The sequence below is a fragment of the Vibrio sp. MMG023 genome (assembly GCF_021654215.1).
GTDB classification, from domain to species: domain Bacteria; phylum Pseudomonadota; class Gammaproteobacteria; order Enterobacterales; family Vibrionaceae; genus Vibrio; species Vibrio jasicida.
On the sequence record NZ_JAKFZP010000003.1, the window covers coordinates 527423 to 544251 of the forward strand.

The 16829-nt window shown below is 46.2% G+C and carries 13 protein-coding genes; 6 read left to right on the forward strand and 7 right to left on the reverse strand.

Annotation, left to right across the window (positions count from 1 at the left end; genetic code table 11):
* Positions 1–86: 86 nt before the first annotated feature.
* Positions 87–2267, reverse strand: a complete 2181-nt coding sequence (gene katG, locus L1076_RS12070) for a catalase/peroxidase HPI (RefSeq protein WP_237303675.1) — start codon at positions 2265–2267, stop codon at positions 87–89.
* 799 nt (positions 2268–3066) lie between these two features.
* On the opposite strand from katG, the gene trpS reads away from it, so the two are divergent.
* Together trpS and L1076_RS12080 are read left to right on the forward strand one after the other, a co-directional pair.
* Positions 3067–4089 (forward strand): tryptophan--tRNA ligase, encoded by a 1023-nt coding sequence (gene trpS / locus L1076_RS12075; RefSeq protein ID WP_237303676.1) that lies wholly within the window; start codon positions 3067–3069, stop codon positions 4087–4089.
* A gap of 194 nt (positions 4090–4283) precedes the next feature.
* A complete protein-coding gene (locus tag L1076_RS12080) occupies positions 4284–4838 on the forward strand; it encodes a hypothetical protein (protein ID WP_038867161.1) in 555 nt (184 codons plus the stop codon).
* A gap of 514 nt (positions 4839–5352) precedes the next feature.
* Here L1076_RS12080 and L1076_RS12085 read toward each other — a convergent pair.
* Both L1076_RS12085 and L1076_RS12090 read right to left on the reverse strand, forming a co-directional pair.
* A complete protein-coding gene (locus L1076_RS12085) occupies positions 5353–6312 on the reverse strand; it encodes a chromosome partitioning protein ParA (RefSeq protein ID WP_237303677.1) in 960 nt (319 codons plus the stop codon).
* On the reverse strand, positions 6309–7637 hold the full coding sequence (locus L1076_RS12090) for a sphingomyelin phosphodiesterase (protein WP_237303678.1): 1329 nt from the start codon (positions 7635–7637) through the stop codon (positions 6309–6311). Before L1076_RS12090 ends, L1076_RS12085 begins: the two co-directional genes overlap by 4 nt.
* A gap of 340 nt (positions 7638–7977) precedes the next feature.
* Between L1076_RS12090 and L1076_RS12095 the strand changes: the two genes are divergently transcribed.
* The 4 genes from L1076_RS12095 (at position 7978) to L1076_RS12110 (ending at position 13144) form a co-directional block, all read left to right on the forward strand.
* The gene (locus L1076_RS12095; RefSeq protein ID WP_237303679.1) at positions 7978–8835 is read left to right on the forward strand and encodes a YDG/SRA domain-containing protein; all 858 of its coding nucleotides are present in this window, start codon (positions 7978–7980) and stop codon (positions 8833–8835) included.
* Positions 8836–8851: 16 nt separating this feature from the next.
* Complete coding sequence (locus L1076_RS12100) at positions 8852–10066, forward strand: DUF3644 domain-containing protein (protein ID WP_038867023.1); 1215 nt, start codon at positions 8852–8854, stop codon at positions 10064–10066.
* 53 nt (positions 10067–10119) lie between these two features.
* Positions 10120–10458 (forward strand): aldehyde-activating protein, encoded by a 339-nt coding sequence (locus L1076_RS12105; RefSeq protein ID WP_038875638.1) that lies wholly within the window; start codon positions 10120–10122, stop codon positions 10456–10458.
* A 247-nt stretch (positions 10459–10705) separates the two neighbouring features.
* Complete coding sequence (locus tag L1076_RS12110) at positions 10706–13144, forward strand: M9 family metallopeptidase (RefSeq protein ID WP_237303680.1); 2439 nt, start codon at positions 10706–10708, stop codon at positions 13142–13144.
* Between the two features lie 88 nt (positions 13145–13232).
* Here L1076_RS12110 and L1076_RS12115 read toward each other — a convergent pair whose 3' ends face one another.
* The 4 genes from L1076_RS12115 to L1076_RS12130 all read right to left on the reverse strand — a co-directional run bounded on the left by L1076_RS12115 (position 13233) and on the right by L1076_RS12130 (position 16728).
* Complete coding sequence (locus L1076_RS12115) at positions 13233–14723, reverse strand: tripartite tricarboxylate transporter permease (RefSeq protein WP_038875634.1); 1491 nt, start codon at positions 14721–14723, stop codon at positions 13233–13235.
* Positions 14724–14732: 9 nt separating this feature from the next.
* On the reverse strand, positions 14733–15146 hold the full coding sequence (locus tag L1076_RS12120) for a tripartite tricarboxylate transporter TctB family protein (RefSeq protein ID WP_054756138.1): 414 nt from the start codon (positions 15144–15146) through the stop codon (positions 14733–14735).
* A 159-nt stretch (positions 15147–15305) separates the two neighbouring features.
* Positions 15306–16232 (reverse strand): tripartite tricarboxylate transporter substrate binding protein, encoded by a 927-nt coding sequence (locus L1076_RS12125; RefSeq protein WP_042601880.1) that lies wholly within the window; start codon positions 16230–16232, stop codon positions 15306–15308.
* Positions 16233–16254: 22 nt separating this feature from the next.
* Positions 16255–16728: a hypothetical protein gene (locus tag L1076_RS12130; protein WP_343231849.1), complete on the reverse strand. Its 474-nt coding sequence runs from the start codon at positions 16726–16728 to the stop codon at positions 16255–16257.
* Positions 16729–16829 lie beyond the last annotated feature (101 nt).

Here is a 16829-nt window from a genome sequence, read left to right on the forward strand (position 1 = left end):
AGAAAGGAATCAGTGACAGTTAGGATGAAAAAATAAGAGCTGAGGTCATCAGCTCTTTTGGAAGATAATGGATAAAAGCGCGCTCTTTATAAGTCGAAGCGATCGTTGTTCATCACTTTCACCCAAGCTGTGACAAAGTCTTGGACAAACTTCTCTTTGTTATCGTCCTGAGCGTAAACCTCAGCGTAAGAGCGCAGTACTGAGTTAGAGCCGAATACTAAGTCGACACGTGACGCTGTCCATTTGGTTTGGCCTGAAGCGCGTTCGCGGATTTCGTACTCGTTGTCACCGGTTGGATGCCATGTGTAGCTCATATCAGTGAGGTTAACGAAGAAATCATTGGTCAGTGCGCCGACGTTATCGGTGAATACGCCTTGGCTCGTACCACCATAATTGGTGCCAAGAACACGCATACCACCAATGAGCACCGTCATCTCGACAGCGGTCAGTTGCATCAATTGGCTTCTTTCCAATAAGAGCTCTTCTGCCGTTACCACGTAATCGGATTTCAGCCAGTTGCGGAAGCCATCGTGAATTGGTTCAAGCACGTCAAACGAATCGGCGTCGGTCATGGCGTCCGTCGCATCTCCACGTCCTTGGCTAAATGGTACAGAGACATTTATACCTGCGTTGGATGCCGCTTTCTCGATACCTACGCCACCCGCCAGCACAATCAAATCCGCCATGCTAATTGGCGAGTTGTGTGTGGTGCGTATATCGTCGAGCACGCTCAATACTTTCTGCAATCTTTCTGGCTCGTTACCCACCCAATCTTTTTGCGGAGCAAGACGAAGTCGTGCGCCATTAGCACCACCGCGACGGTCAGAACCACGGTAAGTACGAGCGCTGTCCCATGCGGTAGAAACCAGCTCAGCAATGCTCAATTCGCTATTGAGAATCGCCATCTTGAGCGCGTCGATGTTCTCTTCAGATAGATGGTAAGAAACAGGTGGCACCGGATCTTGCCAAATCAAATCTTCTGCTGGCACATCAGGGCCGAGGTAACGAGATTTAGGGCCTAGATCGCGGTGAGTCAGCTTAAACCAAGCGCGGGCGAAGCAATCTTCGAAGTACTTAGGATCATCACGGAAACGCTCTGCAATCTTGCGGTATTCCGGATCAAACTTAAGCGCCATATCCGCATCGGTCATCATAGGATTACGGCGGATGCTTGGGTCTTCCACATCCACTGGCATGTCTTCTTCTTTGATGTTCACCGGCTCCCACTGAGCAGCACCCGCAGGGCTCTTAGTAACCCACCAGTCGTAAGTAAACAACAAGTGGAAGTAGCCGTTATCCCATTTGGTTGGGTTAGTGGTCCACGCACCTTCCACACCACTGGTGACGGTATCACGTCCTATGCCGCGAGAGGTTTTGTTCAGCCAACCAAAGCCTTGGTCTTCGATTTCTGCGCCTTCGGGTTCAGGGCCGAGTAGGGAAGCATCGCCATTACCGTGTGCTTTACCTACCGTGTGACCACCCGCGGTGAGCGCAACGGTTTCTTCATCGTTCATTGCCATGCGCGCAAAGGTGACACGCATATCGTGTGCAGTTTTGATTGGGTCAGGTTTGCCATCGACCCCTTCAGGGTTTACGTAAATCAAGCCCATCATTACGGCTGCAAGTGGGTTTTCTAGATCGCGTTCACCAGAGTAACGATTGTTCTCGCCGCCACTTGGTTGCAACCACTCTTTTTCTGCGCCCCAGTAGATGTCTTTTTCAGGATGCCAAATGTCTTCACGACCGCCAGCAAAACCAAACGTCTTAAAGCCCATGGATTCATAAGCCATGTTACCAGCAAGAATCATCAAATCGGCCCAAGACAATTTGTTGCCGTATTTTCTTTTGATTGGCCAAAGTAGGCGACGTGCTTTATCTAGGTTGCCGTTATCTGGCCAACTGTTGAGTGGAGCAAAACGCTGATTACCTCGGCTTGCGCCACCACGACCATCCGCAATTCTATAAGTACCCGCAGAGTGCCACGCCATACGAATCATTAAGCCACCGTAGTGACCCCAGTCCGCTGGCCACCAATCTTGGCTGTCGGTCATCAGATCTTTGAGATCTTTTTTTACTTCCTCTAAATCGAGAGAGTTAAAAGCATCGGCATAGTTAAAATCCGCGCCCATCGGGTCGGTTTTTTGGTCATGTTGATGAAGAATGTCGAGGTTGAGGGTTTTCGGCCACCAATTGAATTCAGCTGCCTGTTGGTTGGTATTCGCTCCATGCATGACAGGACATTTGGAGTGATTGTTTTTGTCGCTCATCTCTTGCTCCCTAACTGGGGTTAGTGTTCCCAAAGTTTAGTTACAGGTTGCGTATTTCGCCCTTGCGGTTTTACGTTATATTTTGGGATTTTGTTCAAAAGATGATCAGTGTCATTCTTATCTAATTTAACAGTATTTAATGCCAAATAAGTGCAGCTCGTATCTATTAAAAATCGAAATAATGGGTTTCTAACCGAAGACGCTAAACTACGTTATTTTTAATAGACACGTCTCTGTAAACCTTGTCGGCTTTCATTGAACTTGTTCCAACTTCATCACACTTCTTGGACTAAGTGGTTTAAGTTTTCGCCAAAAATCGTAACGCTGTGTGCAACAGAGTGAACCGAAGATTGTTTGGCGTATCGATTCACCGGAAAGGATTTATCACTGTTCAACTTAGTATCAGAGCGGAGCAATCAGCGTTGCTCTACGTGCTCTAAAGTCGAGAAGTAAAGGATGAGAAGCAAACAGAATAAAGCGGTATTGTGTGCGTTTGTATCGGGTAGCCTATTTGGTGCTGCACTGGTCATCGCCATGTATATCCAGATTTGATGCCGTGCAGGCAAAGCGTGCCAAAACTGAAAAATCAAATTGTACAAGGAGTAGGGTTGTTTTCAGCTCTGCTCCTTGTTAGTTTTAAAAGCATGAAAACGACATTCACACCTTCATCAAACTTCTTCTGGTGGCGCTCTAATTAGAGCGGCGCGGAATCTTTACATTCTTATGCTGCTGGACGGTAGCTAAGAGTGTCATGTCTTTTTATCTCCAGTAGCGATCTATTTTTATTCGGAGATAAGTTATGAACACCACACAAAACACTCAACAACGCGAAGTCATTCTCACTGGCGACCGAGCCACTGGGCCTCTGCATTTAGGTCATTACGTAGGTTCATTACAACAGCGAGTTGCGCTACAAATTCAGCACGATCAAACTATTCTCGTTGCGGATATGCAGGGCTTAACCGACAACGCGCACAATCCTTCCAAGGTCTCTTCCAATATCTTGAACGTCGTGGCGGATTACCTTGCCGTTGGCATCGATCCGATTCAAACCACCATCTGCTTGCAGTCTCAAGTTCCGGCGCTTGCTGAGCTAACCATGTACTACAGCAACTTGGTTTCTATCGCACGCTTGGAGCGTAACCCGACGGTGAAAAACGAAATCCAAAGCAAAGGGTTTGAGCGTTCCATTCCGGCTGGATTTTTGACTTACCCAATCTCTCAAGCGGCCGACATTACCGGATTTCACGCGACACTTGTTCCCGTTGGTGATGACCAATTACCAATGCTAGAGCAAACCAATGAAATCGTGAGAAAGATAAACCATCTTGGCGGGAAAACCATTTTGAAAGAGTGTCGTCCACTGCTCAGTGACGCGCCGCGATTGCCAAGCACGGATGGCAAAAACAAAATGTCGAAAAGCATGGGCAACGCAATCAATCTTGGAGCGACAGAGAAAGAGATCAGCGCAGCAGTGAAATCCATGTACACCGATCCAAACCACTTACGTATTGAAGACCCAGGCCAAGTGGAAGGCAACATCGTGTTCACTTACCTTGATGCGTTCCATGCTGATGAAGCTTATGTAGAAGAGTTAAAAGCGCATTATCGCCGTGGTGGATTGGGTGACGGAACAACCAAGAAAGTGTTGGAAGAGTGTCTGCAAGAGATGCTTCGTCCAATCCGAGAAAAACGCGCCATGTTCTTAGATGACAAAGCACAACTTATCGAAATCTTAAAACAAGGCAGCCAACGTTCACGTGAGAAAACCGAGCAAGTGCTATTTGATGTGAAAGGTGTGTTTGGCTTGAACCTGTTCTGAAGTTACGATCGAAATCCGGTTTGGCTCAAGGAGTTCAATTTGAGTTCAACGGATTGGCATTTCTGATATAGGCACGATCTATTGTAGTGAGCCGTGCCTTTTTATTCTCTCAGTTTTTCTTCAAACTTATTGATAATAATTCTCATTACGTTATGTTTGTGGTCTCAAATACACTCATTGTTGCGGAGACCAACATGGAACACTCGGATATTACTCAACTGCTTATTCCAAAGAGTGATTGGGCATCGCCTGATCTTTTTCTTTATGAAGGGGAAGACAAACTTCGTCTGAGCTTAGAAGGTGCAATTCAATACAGTGGATTGAACAGCATTGGTGGCGTGGTTCTGGGCTTTAGGATGATCCAATACGCGGTGCAACTGGCGGCGGGTGATCAGTCTTTGCAACGAGATGGCATCAGTATTTATACCGCGTTCCCTGGTCGTGGTGCTCAAGATGTCTTTGAATACACATGCCGCGCACTACGTGATAAACGCTATTGCTGCGATACCACATTGCACCATCCAGCAGCGCAAACCGGGCAACGCGGTCAGTTCCTATTTACGATTCGTTTGAATGAACAATCGATGGTGATGACACCAGCAAACGGACTACCAAGAAAAAGCTACTTTGAAGCCGACCGACATTCACAAGACAGCCGAGAAGCAGCATTGAAATGGCGTGATGAGAAGATCAACTTCGCTAACACGCTGCTTAGCTTACCTCCGGAAGAGTGCTTACGAGTGTTGTAACTCTTGATCTGCACCAAAGAATCAATAACAAAAGGTCGTTCGCTTTCAATTGAGCGACCTTCTTGTATCAAGCATTCGCGGGAACCAGATTCCTAGTCGCGCTTAGGCTTGCTGGAATGACACGGTTTAAGTTTTGGGGTAGTGGGGGGGGAGGTATTTGGTGTCGATGACCACGAACTCAAACATCGTCATTGCTTAGAGCGAAGATGAATGAGTAGGAAATCTTATTCCACACTCATGTTTTAAATACCGTCATTCTGAAAAACGAGGGACGAGTGTAATTCAGAATCTACTCACCAAGTGCTGTTGAATCTTGTGTTCTCGCAAATCTAAAGTTCGTTGGAACCAGATTCCTAGTCGCGCCTAGGCTTGCTGGAATGACACGGTTTAAGTTTGATTTAGCAGAGGACTTATCTGCTGTCGATGACCACGCACTCACACATTGTCATTGCCTAGAGCGAAGAATGAGCGAGCAGGGAATCTCTCACTTCCAATTGCGCAGACAAACGAGCCGTTAACCCGCAAAGAACTCGCGACGAAAATTCGCCACCTCTTTTTGGTAATAACGCTGCCATTCCGAGTCCGATAAACCCGCGTGGCTGGTGGCTCTTTGAGTTGCCAGTTTGGATTCAAGCTGCTGCAACTCACTCTGATAATCGCGCACTTGCTGCTTTTGCTCTGCGACTTGTTGTTCGCGAGCGTGTATCTCTTCACTCTCTTGTTCAGAAAGGTAAGTTTGTTGAAGCTCCTCAATCAAAGCCTCACGCTCTGTTTGGCTCACGTTATCCGGAATTAACGCCACCGCACGCTCATACTTAGCTTGCTCGCTGGCTAGTCCCAACGTTTCCTCATTGCCTTGCCACTCTTGAACTAAATCCCCAAAGGCTTGCACGTAGTCTTGAGCAGGAGTCGAATTCAACTGCTTTGCCTGCAAACTAAAATCGTAAAGGGCAAACTCATCAGCAAAAATCACTTCGGCCAACTCACCCCATATCTTTCTTGCTTCCGCTTTGAGAAGAGCAACACGAGAGGCGAGCGGTTGCTGTTCATCAAACAACAAATCACCCACACTTTGCTGCCATAAACTATTGAGCTGATGGTAATTCGCCAGTAAGGCAAAGCGCTCACCCGACATATAACTTTCCAGTTCAGCCAGCTTAGATTCGCAATGATGATCAGACATACATGTATGCCAGAATGTCTCTATTTCGGCTTTTAATGCGCGACCTTTGGCGTCATTCAAACGTCCAGCAATGGCTTTAATTGGAGAAGGGGTATCTTTGGCTTTCGGTACGACTTTTTTATCGGCGTTTTGGTTTTCTGGTGAAGAAGAATGATCTCTAGTATCTTGCTCAGCACGCCCTTCGAATACAGAAGAAAACGGCAACAAGCTTTCACTCTTATCGCCCGCTATTGAGAACCAAATCGTGCCCGCCACAACGGCGGACACAGTAATTAACGCAACACGCTTCATGGTTTGATCACAGCGCTAACAGGGAAGTGATCCGACAGATTGAAGTGTTTCCACAAACTCTCTGCGGTAGAGCGCGGAACGTCGACACGGTTATCGTTAAACGACTTCACGCCATACTCATTACTTACCATCACGTAGTCGAGGTACTCAACATTCTCACCACCAGATAAAGCCTCTCCGGCAAAATTGTTAATGCGAGGGTCGAAGGTGGAAGCCGTATAACCTGAGTACTGCGGCTCGATTGCACTTAAGTTCGCAATCATCTGTTGATAGTCATCAGGGAACTTCAACTTATTCACATTGAAGTCGCCACTGTAAACCACAGTTTCACTCGTTGGGATATTCAAAGACTGAGCCATCGAACGCATCTGTTTAAATTGGCGTTGGCGATAGTCTCGTGCCGTGTCCGTATCAAAAGAGGCGGTATGCGTGGCAAACACATGGTAAGCCTGACCACCTTTGATTATCTCCGCATAATTCACGCCCTTGTCGGCAAAACAGTCGGTGCCGGTGCAATCAGGGAAGACGTATTGAGCCTGATTCACGATAGGGTAGCGGCTCACGATGATCACACCGCCGTCGTAAATGTTGAAACCCTCTTTATCCAGCATCTTAGTCTGGTAAGGGTATTCTTTTGCAAGTTCTCGTAAGAACGCATCACGACCATTGGCAAACACCTCTTGTAGTGCCAGTACATCGTAACCTTTGACGTAATCAGGAATTAGCGCGTAACGATCGCCAATATGTGAAGCAATCGCAGGCAGAGCCCAGATGTTATAAGTCATCAGTTTCAGGTTTTGCTCATTATTATCCGTTGCTTCATCTACCTTGCTAGGGGTGATGGTGTAGTGCAAATCGTCGTACCGGGCTGTCTTGCTCGATTTGAATGCGAGCTCTGTATTGCGAGTACCAAAAGATCCCGTATAAGAACGGTGGACGTTACGGTCATCTTTCAATGCTAAACCGACATCAGCAGCCGACAGGCCATATTCCATTGTCGAGTTATACCAATGGCCCTCCACCACTTGGTTGAATGTGACACTCTCACCTTGTGGGTTAGACACCACAGTTTCAAAGCGATAGTTCTGGCCAGATTTCACGCCTTCCCAGCGATTAAAGCTCAGTATCGATTTGGTTTCCCAAGGACCAAGTAATTGCACATGTTGCTGCCATTCTTCACCGTATTCCAGTAAATCGCTGCCTTCATGTTTTACCTGAATGGTTAACGGTTGGTCTGAGTTATTCGTAAGGTATACATCTGTGTCTGCCAAGCTCGGTAATGCGAGTAAGCCACTTAGCCCAACAATCCATTGTGTCAATTTCATCTGTCTGTCCATAAGTCGAATTAGAGTGATTATTCTTATTGATAATTATGACTAGCACGTTAAATATGGATGACAGAAAACCGCACGTCGGACTTTGATAATAAGTTGTGATCTTTGTTTTGTTTGAGATGCAATATTGACCATGTTGTTTACCCGGTGCTGTTCGCTATGTATATGAAAATAAACGATTGTCACCATAAAAACTTCTTGTGAAAAATGAGAAGGTTTCACGCATATAAACCTGATTGACTGTGATACCGTTAGCGTATGTATCAGTTGGAAATTCGTCACTTTTCTCGACACGTTCTCCCACTGAGTAATACACATACAAGGGTTTACTATGAGAGTTTTTGGACACATACCCGATACTGAAGTCGGTGACATGTTCGAAAATCGAGCCGCGTTAGCCAAATCTGGCATCCATCCTCCAACGCAGGCTGGTATTAGTGGCGGCGCGAAAGAAGGCGCTGACTCAATCGTACTTTCCGGTGGTTATGAAGACGACGAAGATTTTGGCGACGTGATCATCTATACCGGAGCTGGTGGCCGTGACGAAAACACCAACAAACAAATTGCCGATCAAAAATTAGAACGCACCAACCTCGCTCTGGCTAGAAACAAGCTGGAGGGTTTACCCGTCCGTGTTACTCGAAGTCATAAACACCAAAGCCATTATTCTCCAACCAAAGGTTACCAATATGCGGGTTTATACCGCGTTGAAGACTATTGGTGCGAGCGTGGATTGTCTGGCTTCAAAGTATGGCGTTACAAACTTGTCCAAATTGATTCGGAACCTGCGGCAGAGGTGCAAGACACAAGCAAAGCACGTTATGAGGTAACGTCTCGCCAAGCCGTTACGGTCAACAAGATCGTCCGAGACTACAAAAAGGCAAAGCAGGTGAAAGATTGGCATCAATACCAATGCCAAGTATGCGGTTTGGCCATTGATACTGGAGCAGGGTACTACGCAGAAGCTGCACACATTCAACCGTTGGGTGAGCCGCATCGCGGACCTGATGTGGTCGAAAATATCCTGTGCTTATGTCCAAACCATCACGTGATGTTTGATAACGGTGTGTTCTCAATCGCGGATGATTTCAGTTTGATTGGCCTAGACGGACAGTTAACGTTGAGCAAAAAGCACAAGATTGAACAGGCGTTTCTTCAGTATCACCGAGAGCATTATTTTAAGTCTTAATAGAAGGTTAAGTCTGATGTCAGATAAAAAGTGGTTACAAGTCGATAAAGCCTATTCGTTTTTTTTAAGAGCGTATCGAGAGGGGCTTGAATTTAATCTGGAAGACCTTGCTGCAGAGACTGGTTGGAGTGTTTCTACTGTAAAAACATACTTACGCAAAAAGTGGGAAACTTTATTGGATGATTCTGGAGATAAGTTAAAGGTTACCGAAGCTATTACTAAGTTTAATGAGACTACCTTTAGACAGCATCAAAGCCAGAAAAATGAAATTGAAAAATTACTGCATCAGATCATGCTGGAAAAGTCGATCTCTGCTTGTATTTCAGCAATTGAGATATATAACAAACCTAACTTTATGCATCGTGAAGAGACGTTTTCTATCCTAATGACTAACGCTTGGGAGCTCTTGTTAAAAGCTAAGCTCGTCAAAGATGGGGATGAAGAAGCACAAGCGATACATATTTTTTCGAAAGATAAACCAGTAATCTCCCCTAGTGGAAATCCGAAAACAATATCTTTGGGGACAGCTCTCAATCGATTGTTATCAAACGGCTCTGTTCCGCATGTAGTTGGGGATAATATTCGTTTGTTGATGAATATCAGAGATGACTCTGTGCATTTTGTTTGTGGCGACCTAGAACTTAGCACGAGCATACAAGAAATAGGAACAGCGTCTCTCAAGAACTATATGACGTTAACAATGAACTGGTTTAATTATGACTTTAGTCGTTACAATTTCTACCTAATGCCAGTATCGTTTTTTCATCTTTCGGATGTAACAAGCTTTAGTGTCGATAGTGATGTTAAATCTAACTTATTAAAATATCTTAAGTCAGTTGAGAAGGAACACGAGCGAGATAAAGACGCTCATTATGCAATTTCACTTAAGCTACACACCAAACTTGTCAAAACTACTAATGATGAGGCATTGCAAGTAAGACTTACAAATGATCCAGATGCTCCAGAAATTATGTTGTCGGAAGAGGATGCGCTAAAAAATTATCCGCACGATTACTATGAACTTCTAGAAATACTAAAGTTCCGTTATACAAACTTTAAGCAAAACAAGGTGTTTCATGACCAAATGAGGACTTTGAAAGCCGAGGGTGAACGTTATTGTAAAGTTAGGAGGTTAGATCCAACCAACCCTAACAGCATCAACAAAACTTTTTATCATAATCGTGTGATTGATCAGTTTGACCAATGGTATGAGAAAGCAACAGTAAAATAGTATCGAGAGTATAAACAGGGTTTAAAGCTCGTTATGGAGACGAGAGGCTGAATATGGAAATCACATGCCATTGCGGGAACATCGTTGTTCAAGCTGACGTACCGAAAGAGATAGCATCATGTAATTGCTCTATCTGCCGTCGATACGCAGCTTATTGGGCTTACTACTCGCCCGAGCAAGTATCAGTTCGTTACGTTAAAGAGCCTTCTGTCTTTTATATTTGGGGTGATAAAGAAGTCGAGTTTCACCGCTGCAACCTGTGTGGGTGTTTGACACACTATGTAACGACAGAGAAATGCGACGCTGATATCGTCGCCATCAATATGAGGATGGCAGAAGAGGAAGTCTTGAAAGATATCCCGCTGAGACGCATTGATGGTAAGCGCTACTAACCTAAAAGCCAGACACATGTCTGGCTTTATTCTTTCTAGCTAACTGACTTTATCTTTGATATTTCAATCAGTTGTGTAACGTTTTCGGAGAGAGATAATCTGCAAATCTGGCAATTGGTTTATAAATTAGAGTATAAATTCTATTTCCTGAACTGGCTTCATAAATTTTATGCAACTCAGTTCTCCGCATTGATTGTAAGGAATATAACAGCGCCCTCAAATATATAACTAATTAATGAGTGTTGTTATGTCTCATACCCGTCTATTCCCACGTCATCGCTTGGCGCTAGCTTGTATGCTTGCCAGTGTTTCCAGTTTCTCATTCGCTCAAGAACAGTGTGATATTCCTGATCTTCAACAGGCGCCTGATCTTGCTTTAGCCGTTTCTGAAGCGACTCATCATTGCTATGGTGCTTGGTTCTCTGCACCTGCAGATTCACTAAACGATATCTACAGTGAAGCGAGTTTAAGCCGTATTCAAATCGCGTTAAACCAAGCCATTGCAAGTTACCGCGGTGAGGCAGAACAAGCGCGCAAACTCGAAAACCTTGGTGAGTTTGTCCGCGCGGCTTATTACGTTCGTTACAACGCGCAACAGCCGGACTTTTCTCAAGCACTAGGGCAACGTTTTGCTCAGTCGATTAATGCGTTCTTAGCGAATCCACACGCGCTAGACCAAGGACGCGAACAAGTCGGGGCGATGAAAAGCTTGACGTTGATGGTCGACAATGTGAAGCAACTTCCTCTAACGATGGAAGCACAAGTTGCGGCACTGCGTCACTTCAATCGTGAAACGGCGCAAGACACACAGTGGGTCGATGGGTTGAATAACCTTTTCCGTGCGATGGCTGGCCATGCTTCGCGAGATGATTTCTACCAATACATGGCAAGCCATACGCAACACATTGATACGTTAGCGGCGTTTGCTCGTGATAATGCTTGGGCATTGGATACGGATGCGAGCTTCTTGGTTTACAACGCCGTTCGCGAAACCGGACGTTTACTAGCCAGCCCAAATCAAGCAACCAAAGAGAAAGCGCTGCGTGTGATGCAACAAGTGATGGAGCAAAACCCGCTTGGTAGTGAACACGATAAACTTTGGCTAGCCGCAGTCGAGATGATGAACTACTTCGCGCCAGAGGGTTTGAATGGTCTGGATTTAGATCAAGCGAAGCGTGATTTGGCGGCTCGCGTGCTACCGAATCGTCATGAGTGTGATGGTCCGGCCATCATTCGTTCTCAAGATTTAACCCAAGCTCAATCTATTGAAGCTTGTGAGGTTTTAGCCGCAAAAGAGGCCGACTTCCACCAAGTGGCGAACACGGGGCATCAACCTGTTGCGGACGACAACAACGAGCGAGTGGAAGTAGCTGTGTTTGCGAACAACGGCAGTTACGTGGATTACTCGTCTTTCTTGTTTGGTAACACGACGGATAACGGTGGTCAGTACCTTGAAGGTAACCCGGCACAAGCAGGCAACGTGGCGCGCTTTGTCGCTTACCGTTATGACAATGGTGAGGCGCTTTCTATTCTCAACCTAGAGCATGAATACACCCATTACCTAGATGCACGATTCAACCAATATGGTTCATTCAGCGATAACTTGGCACATGGTTACATTGTTTGGTGGCTAGAGGGCTTTGCTGAGTATATGCATTACAAGCAAGGTTACGACGCGGCGATTGGGCTGATTGCCGATGGCAAGATGAGCTTATCAGACGTGTTGGCGACCACTTACTCTCACGATACCAACCGCGTTTATCGTTGGGGCTACTTAGCGGTTCGCTTTATGTTGGAAGAGCATCCGCAAGAGGTAGATAGCTTACTGGCGCTTTCTCGTTCTGGTCAGTTTGCTGAATGGGCAAAACAGGTTCAATTATTGGGTGAGCAATACAATGGCGAGTTTGACCGTTGGTTAGATTCAGTCTCAAGTGACCCTCAGCAGCCTGATCCGAACCCAGACCCAAATCCGGGTGAGCCGACTGAGCCTTCTGATCAAGTAACGCAGCTTGTCGCAAATCAAAGTGTGGTACTCAGTGGTGCAGCATACAGCGAGCAGCTGTTCTATGTGGATGTGCCAGAGAACACAACTCACTTTGACGTGGCGATTCATGGCAATAGCCAAGGCGATGCCGATTTGTACATGAGCTTTGAGAAAGAAGCCCATTACTATGACTTTGAGTTCAGCCAATATGGTGATGGCAGCAACGAGATGGTGACGTTTGAGCCGGAGCAATCGGGTTATATCAAGCCGGGTCGTTACTACATCAGCATTGCGGGTCGTTCGGACTTTAATGACGTGACGTTGCAGGCGTCATTAGTGACAGAAACCCCAACGCCGCCAGCACAAGAGCAAGATGACTTAACCCCAGTGGTATTGGAATCTGGCCAAGCACAAACCTTAACGGTGCACCAACAGCGTTACGCAGCGGTTTATGTACCGCAAGGAGTACAAGAGGTGCGAGTGTGGCTAACCGACAAAAACGGCAACGCAGATAATGGCAACGTTGATCTGTATGCGAGTAAAGCGTATTGGCCAACAGTAGGGCAACACGAATACGCATCAAACTACTGGGGCAGTAATGAATACCTGCAAATCCCAGTGACAGAAGAAGGCTATGTCCACTTCTCTTTAAATGCTGAGCTGCAAGGGGATGAGGTCGAGATGCTGGTTTACTTCTACTAACTCGCTGTATCGAAATCAAACCCTCATAAAACCAAAGCCGGACATCAGAGTCCGGCTTTTTGTTGTGTTATTCGCTATGAAAACTTTCCTAGGTTGCTGCTTGGGGTTTGGCTTTCTTCTTCATTTTCAGTGTTGAGTAAACCGAGAAGATCGCTAGCAACACGAAGGCCAGTGCGATTGGTCGTTCATACAAGAATGACCACGAGTTGTCGTACATGAGTAAGGCTTTGCGTAAGTTGGTTTCTGCCATTGGCCCCAAAATGATGGCCAACAATATTGGCGAGGATGGAATGTCCATCTTGCCGAGGGCGAAGCCCAGCAAACCAAACGCGATAGCGATGCCGACATCAAACATGGAGTTGTTAATCGCATAAGCACCAACCACAGACAGGAAGATGATGATTGGAATCATCAGTATTTTCGGAACTTCGATGATGCGACAGAAGAAACGAATACCAAGTAAGCCAACTAGCAGCATGACGATATTAGCGACCAACATCGAGCTAAAGACGCCATAAACCACCTCAGGGCTTTGGCTAAACAACAGAGGGCCAGGCGTTAAACCTTGCACAATAAGTGCGCCCAACAAGACTGCTGCAACGGCATCACCCGGAACACCCAGTGTGAGCAAAGGGACTAATGAGCCACCGGTTACGCCGTTGTTACCGGATTCAGCTGCGGCCAATCCATGAAGTGACCCCTTACCAAACTCCTCCGGTTTTTTCGCTGAACGTTTGGCTTCGTTGTAGCAAACAAAAGCCGAGACATCCGCACCAGCACCGGGTACAGAGCCAATCGCAGTACCAATCAGGCCGCTTTTAGTCGCTGTAGGCAGGATTGTCTTAAGGTCTTTCTTACTTAGGATTTTACGATCAAACGTGGGTACTTCTGCATGCTTCTCATTGATGATCTTCTCGATCTGATTGATGGCTTCTGACAAGGCAAACAAGCCAATAAGCACCGGAATAACATTGATGCCGCTATAAAGATCCATCATTCCAAATGTGAAGCGCGGAACACTACTGATAGGGTCAAGGCCAACCGTAGACACCAATAAACCAATGCTACCAGCCAACAAGCCTTTCAAAATGTTTTGAGAAGAAACGCTAACAATAATGGTTAGGCCAAACAGAGCGAGCGCAAAGTACTCAGGCGCGTTAAAGCGCAGTGCAAAGTTTGCCAAAAGCGGGGAGATGGCAATCAAGACGATCGTACTCAGTAGTCCGCCGACAAACGAGGCCACCGCAGAAATACTGAGCGCGCGAGCAGCTTGTCCTTTTGCTGCTAAGGTGTGTCCATCGAGTACCGTCGCGGCCGAAGCCGGTGTACCCGGTGTCTTTAATAGAATGGCGGCAATCGAGCCTCCGTAAATACCACCGATATAGACGCCAATAAGCATCACCAGTGCTGGTGTGGAATCCATGCCAAAGGTAAAAGGCAATAGAATCGCCACGCCCATGGTGGCCGTTAGTCCGGGTAGTGCGCCTAAGATGATTCCGCCAACAACACCGAAAATTAAGATGGGCAATACTTCTGGGCTAAATGCGGTTAGTAGGCCATTGAGTAAGTGTTCAAACATAGCCTCTCCTTAATAGTACAAGCCTTGGGGTAGAGCGATGTAAAACACCTCTCCAAATAGGTAATACACCCCAAATACAAAACACCAAGCAATAAGGTAATACAGCGGCTTTGTGACTTTGAAAAAGACCAAGTAAGCGGTGAACGCGATTAAGCTTGCGATCAAATAACCGACGATATGAATCAGCAGCGTATAAGCCACGAGAAAGCCGATTCCAAATATCGCCATTTTTGAAAACATAGGAACGGCAGGCGGTTGAATGGATGCTTTTAGCTTTCGTTGGACGATAAGAGCGATGCAAATGATGATTTGTGCAATTGCGATAGCGCTAGGAAAGAATTGGGCGTTAACGCTGGCGTCTTGGTAGTGTGGTTCATCGAATTGGCTGATGAGCACAAGTACGATGCCGCTAATGACGATCATCAAAAGCGGGAAAAAGATCTCTCTATCCAGTTTTGATGAGGGTTGGTTTTGAATGGGTTCTGTGGGCTGCGAGCCGCTTTGTTGTAGGCTGTTTTGACTCATGCTGATTCTCCTCAACACGAAGAGCACCGGGGTGATGCTCTTCGCTTAAAACATCACTTACTGAATTAGTTTTGCGAGTGCTTTGCTATCTTCATCAACAAACTTGGTAAACGCTTCTGCATCCATGTTATGAATCGACATTGCGCCTTTTTCCATAAACTCTTTGAATTCTGCCGATGCCATCGCTTCATCAAAGGCTTTACCCAGCGTTTCAATAACTTCATCTGGCGTGTTCTTTGGTGCGCCAATACCGCGCCATGTACCAGTGACGACATCAACACCTTGCTCTTTCAAGGTTGGAACATCGGCGATGTATTCAATGCGTTCGTCTGACATGACGCCCAATGCTTTCAATTGACCTGAACGCAACTGAGCAATGGCTTCTCCTGGCGTTACCATGGTGACGTCTGTGTGTTTACCAAGTACCGCGGGAATCGCTTCCGATGCACCGTTGTATGGAATGGCGTTAAGTTTGATTCCTTGGTTCTGCTCTAATGCCATCAGGTAGAAGTTTGGCGCTGCTGTCGATGCAAACTTCACTTTACCTTCGCCTTTTTTGGCTTCGGCGATCAGGTCATTGATGGTGTTGAAAGGGCTGTCTTTATGAACCAAAACCACGGCAGGATCGAGGTTAACCATTCGAATCAATTTAAAGTCACTCGCATCATGTCGCATTAAACCCATTTGAGGGAGAGAAGCGATTTCACGAGTGACAACGGTAAGCGTGTACCCATCTGGACGCTGCTGCGCACCAAAACTCATGCCCACCGCGCCAGCGCCTCCAGTGCGGTTCATCACGGCGATGTTTTGTCCTAGTACATCTTTTGCGGAGTTAGCCAGAGTTCGACCGACGGCGTCTGTACCACCGCCTGCACCAAACGGAACAATAAGACGGATGTTTTTCGTTGGATAATCCGCGGCAATAGCCGTTGCAGAGACCATGATGCCAGCGGCGACAAGTAGAGATTTAAGAAGCTTGTTCATAATAATCGACCTTTTGTTTCCGTTAGTTTTTGTATGCTTGTGTAGGGTGGTTTGTTTTATTGTTTTGATATTCGCTCATGCAGAGCTGCTCAAACGCGACGGCGATCCAGCCGCTTATGAGCATGTCATACCATTGCTCGACACCACTGCACGCAACGACGACGTCGCCATGTACAAATGAGCCGAAGAACAGCAAGTCGTTTTCTTGTAGAGAAGAGGTTTGGGTGGTTTGGTTATGAATATTAGGGCGGCCGTTGCGCCACGCTTGTTGCGCTTTGTTTCTCGCGAACTCATCAAATGGAATGGTCCATTCTTGTGGTTTTCCCAGAGATGTCTCGTAGAGAATGGCATCAGTAAAAGACGCTTCCCACGGTTTGACTCTAGGATCCATCACCACGATATGAAGTTCTTTTCGATTGCTTCGTTCGAATAATCGTTCTATGGATGGCTTGACTAACTCGACAGCATCCATGGCAATTTCAACATGACTTTTCATCATTGATTCCTTTTGATGTTCTTACCTGAACTTGCAAAAGAAATGATATTGTATGACAAGTAAGTGCGAAACGTACGAAACGATTAAATGATGGTCAGATC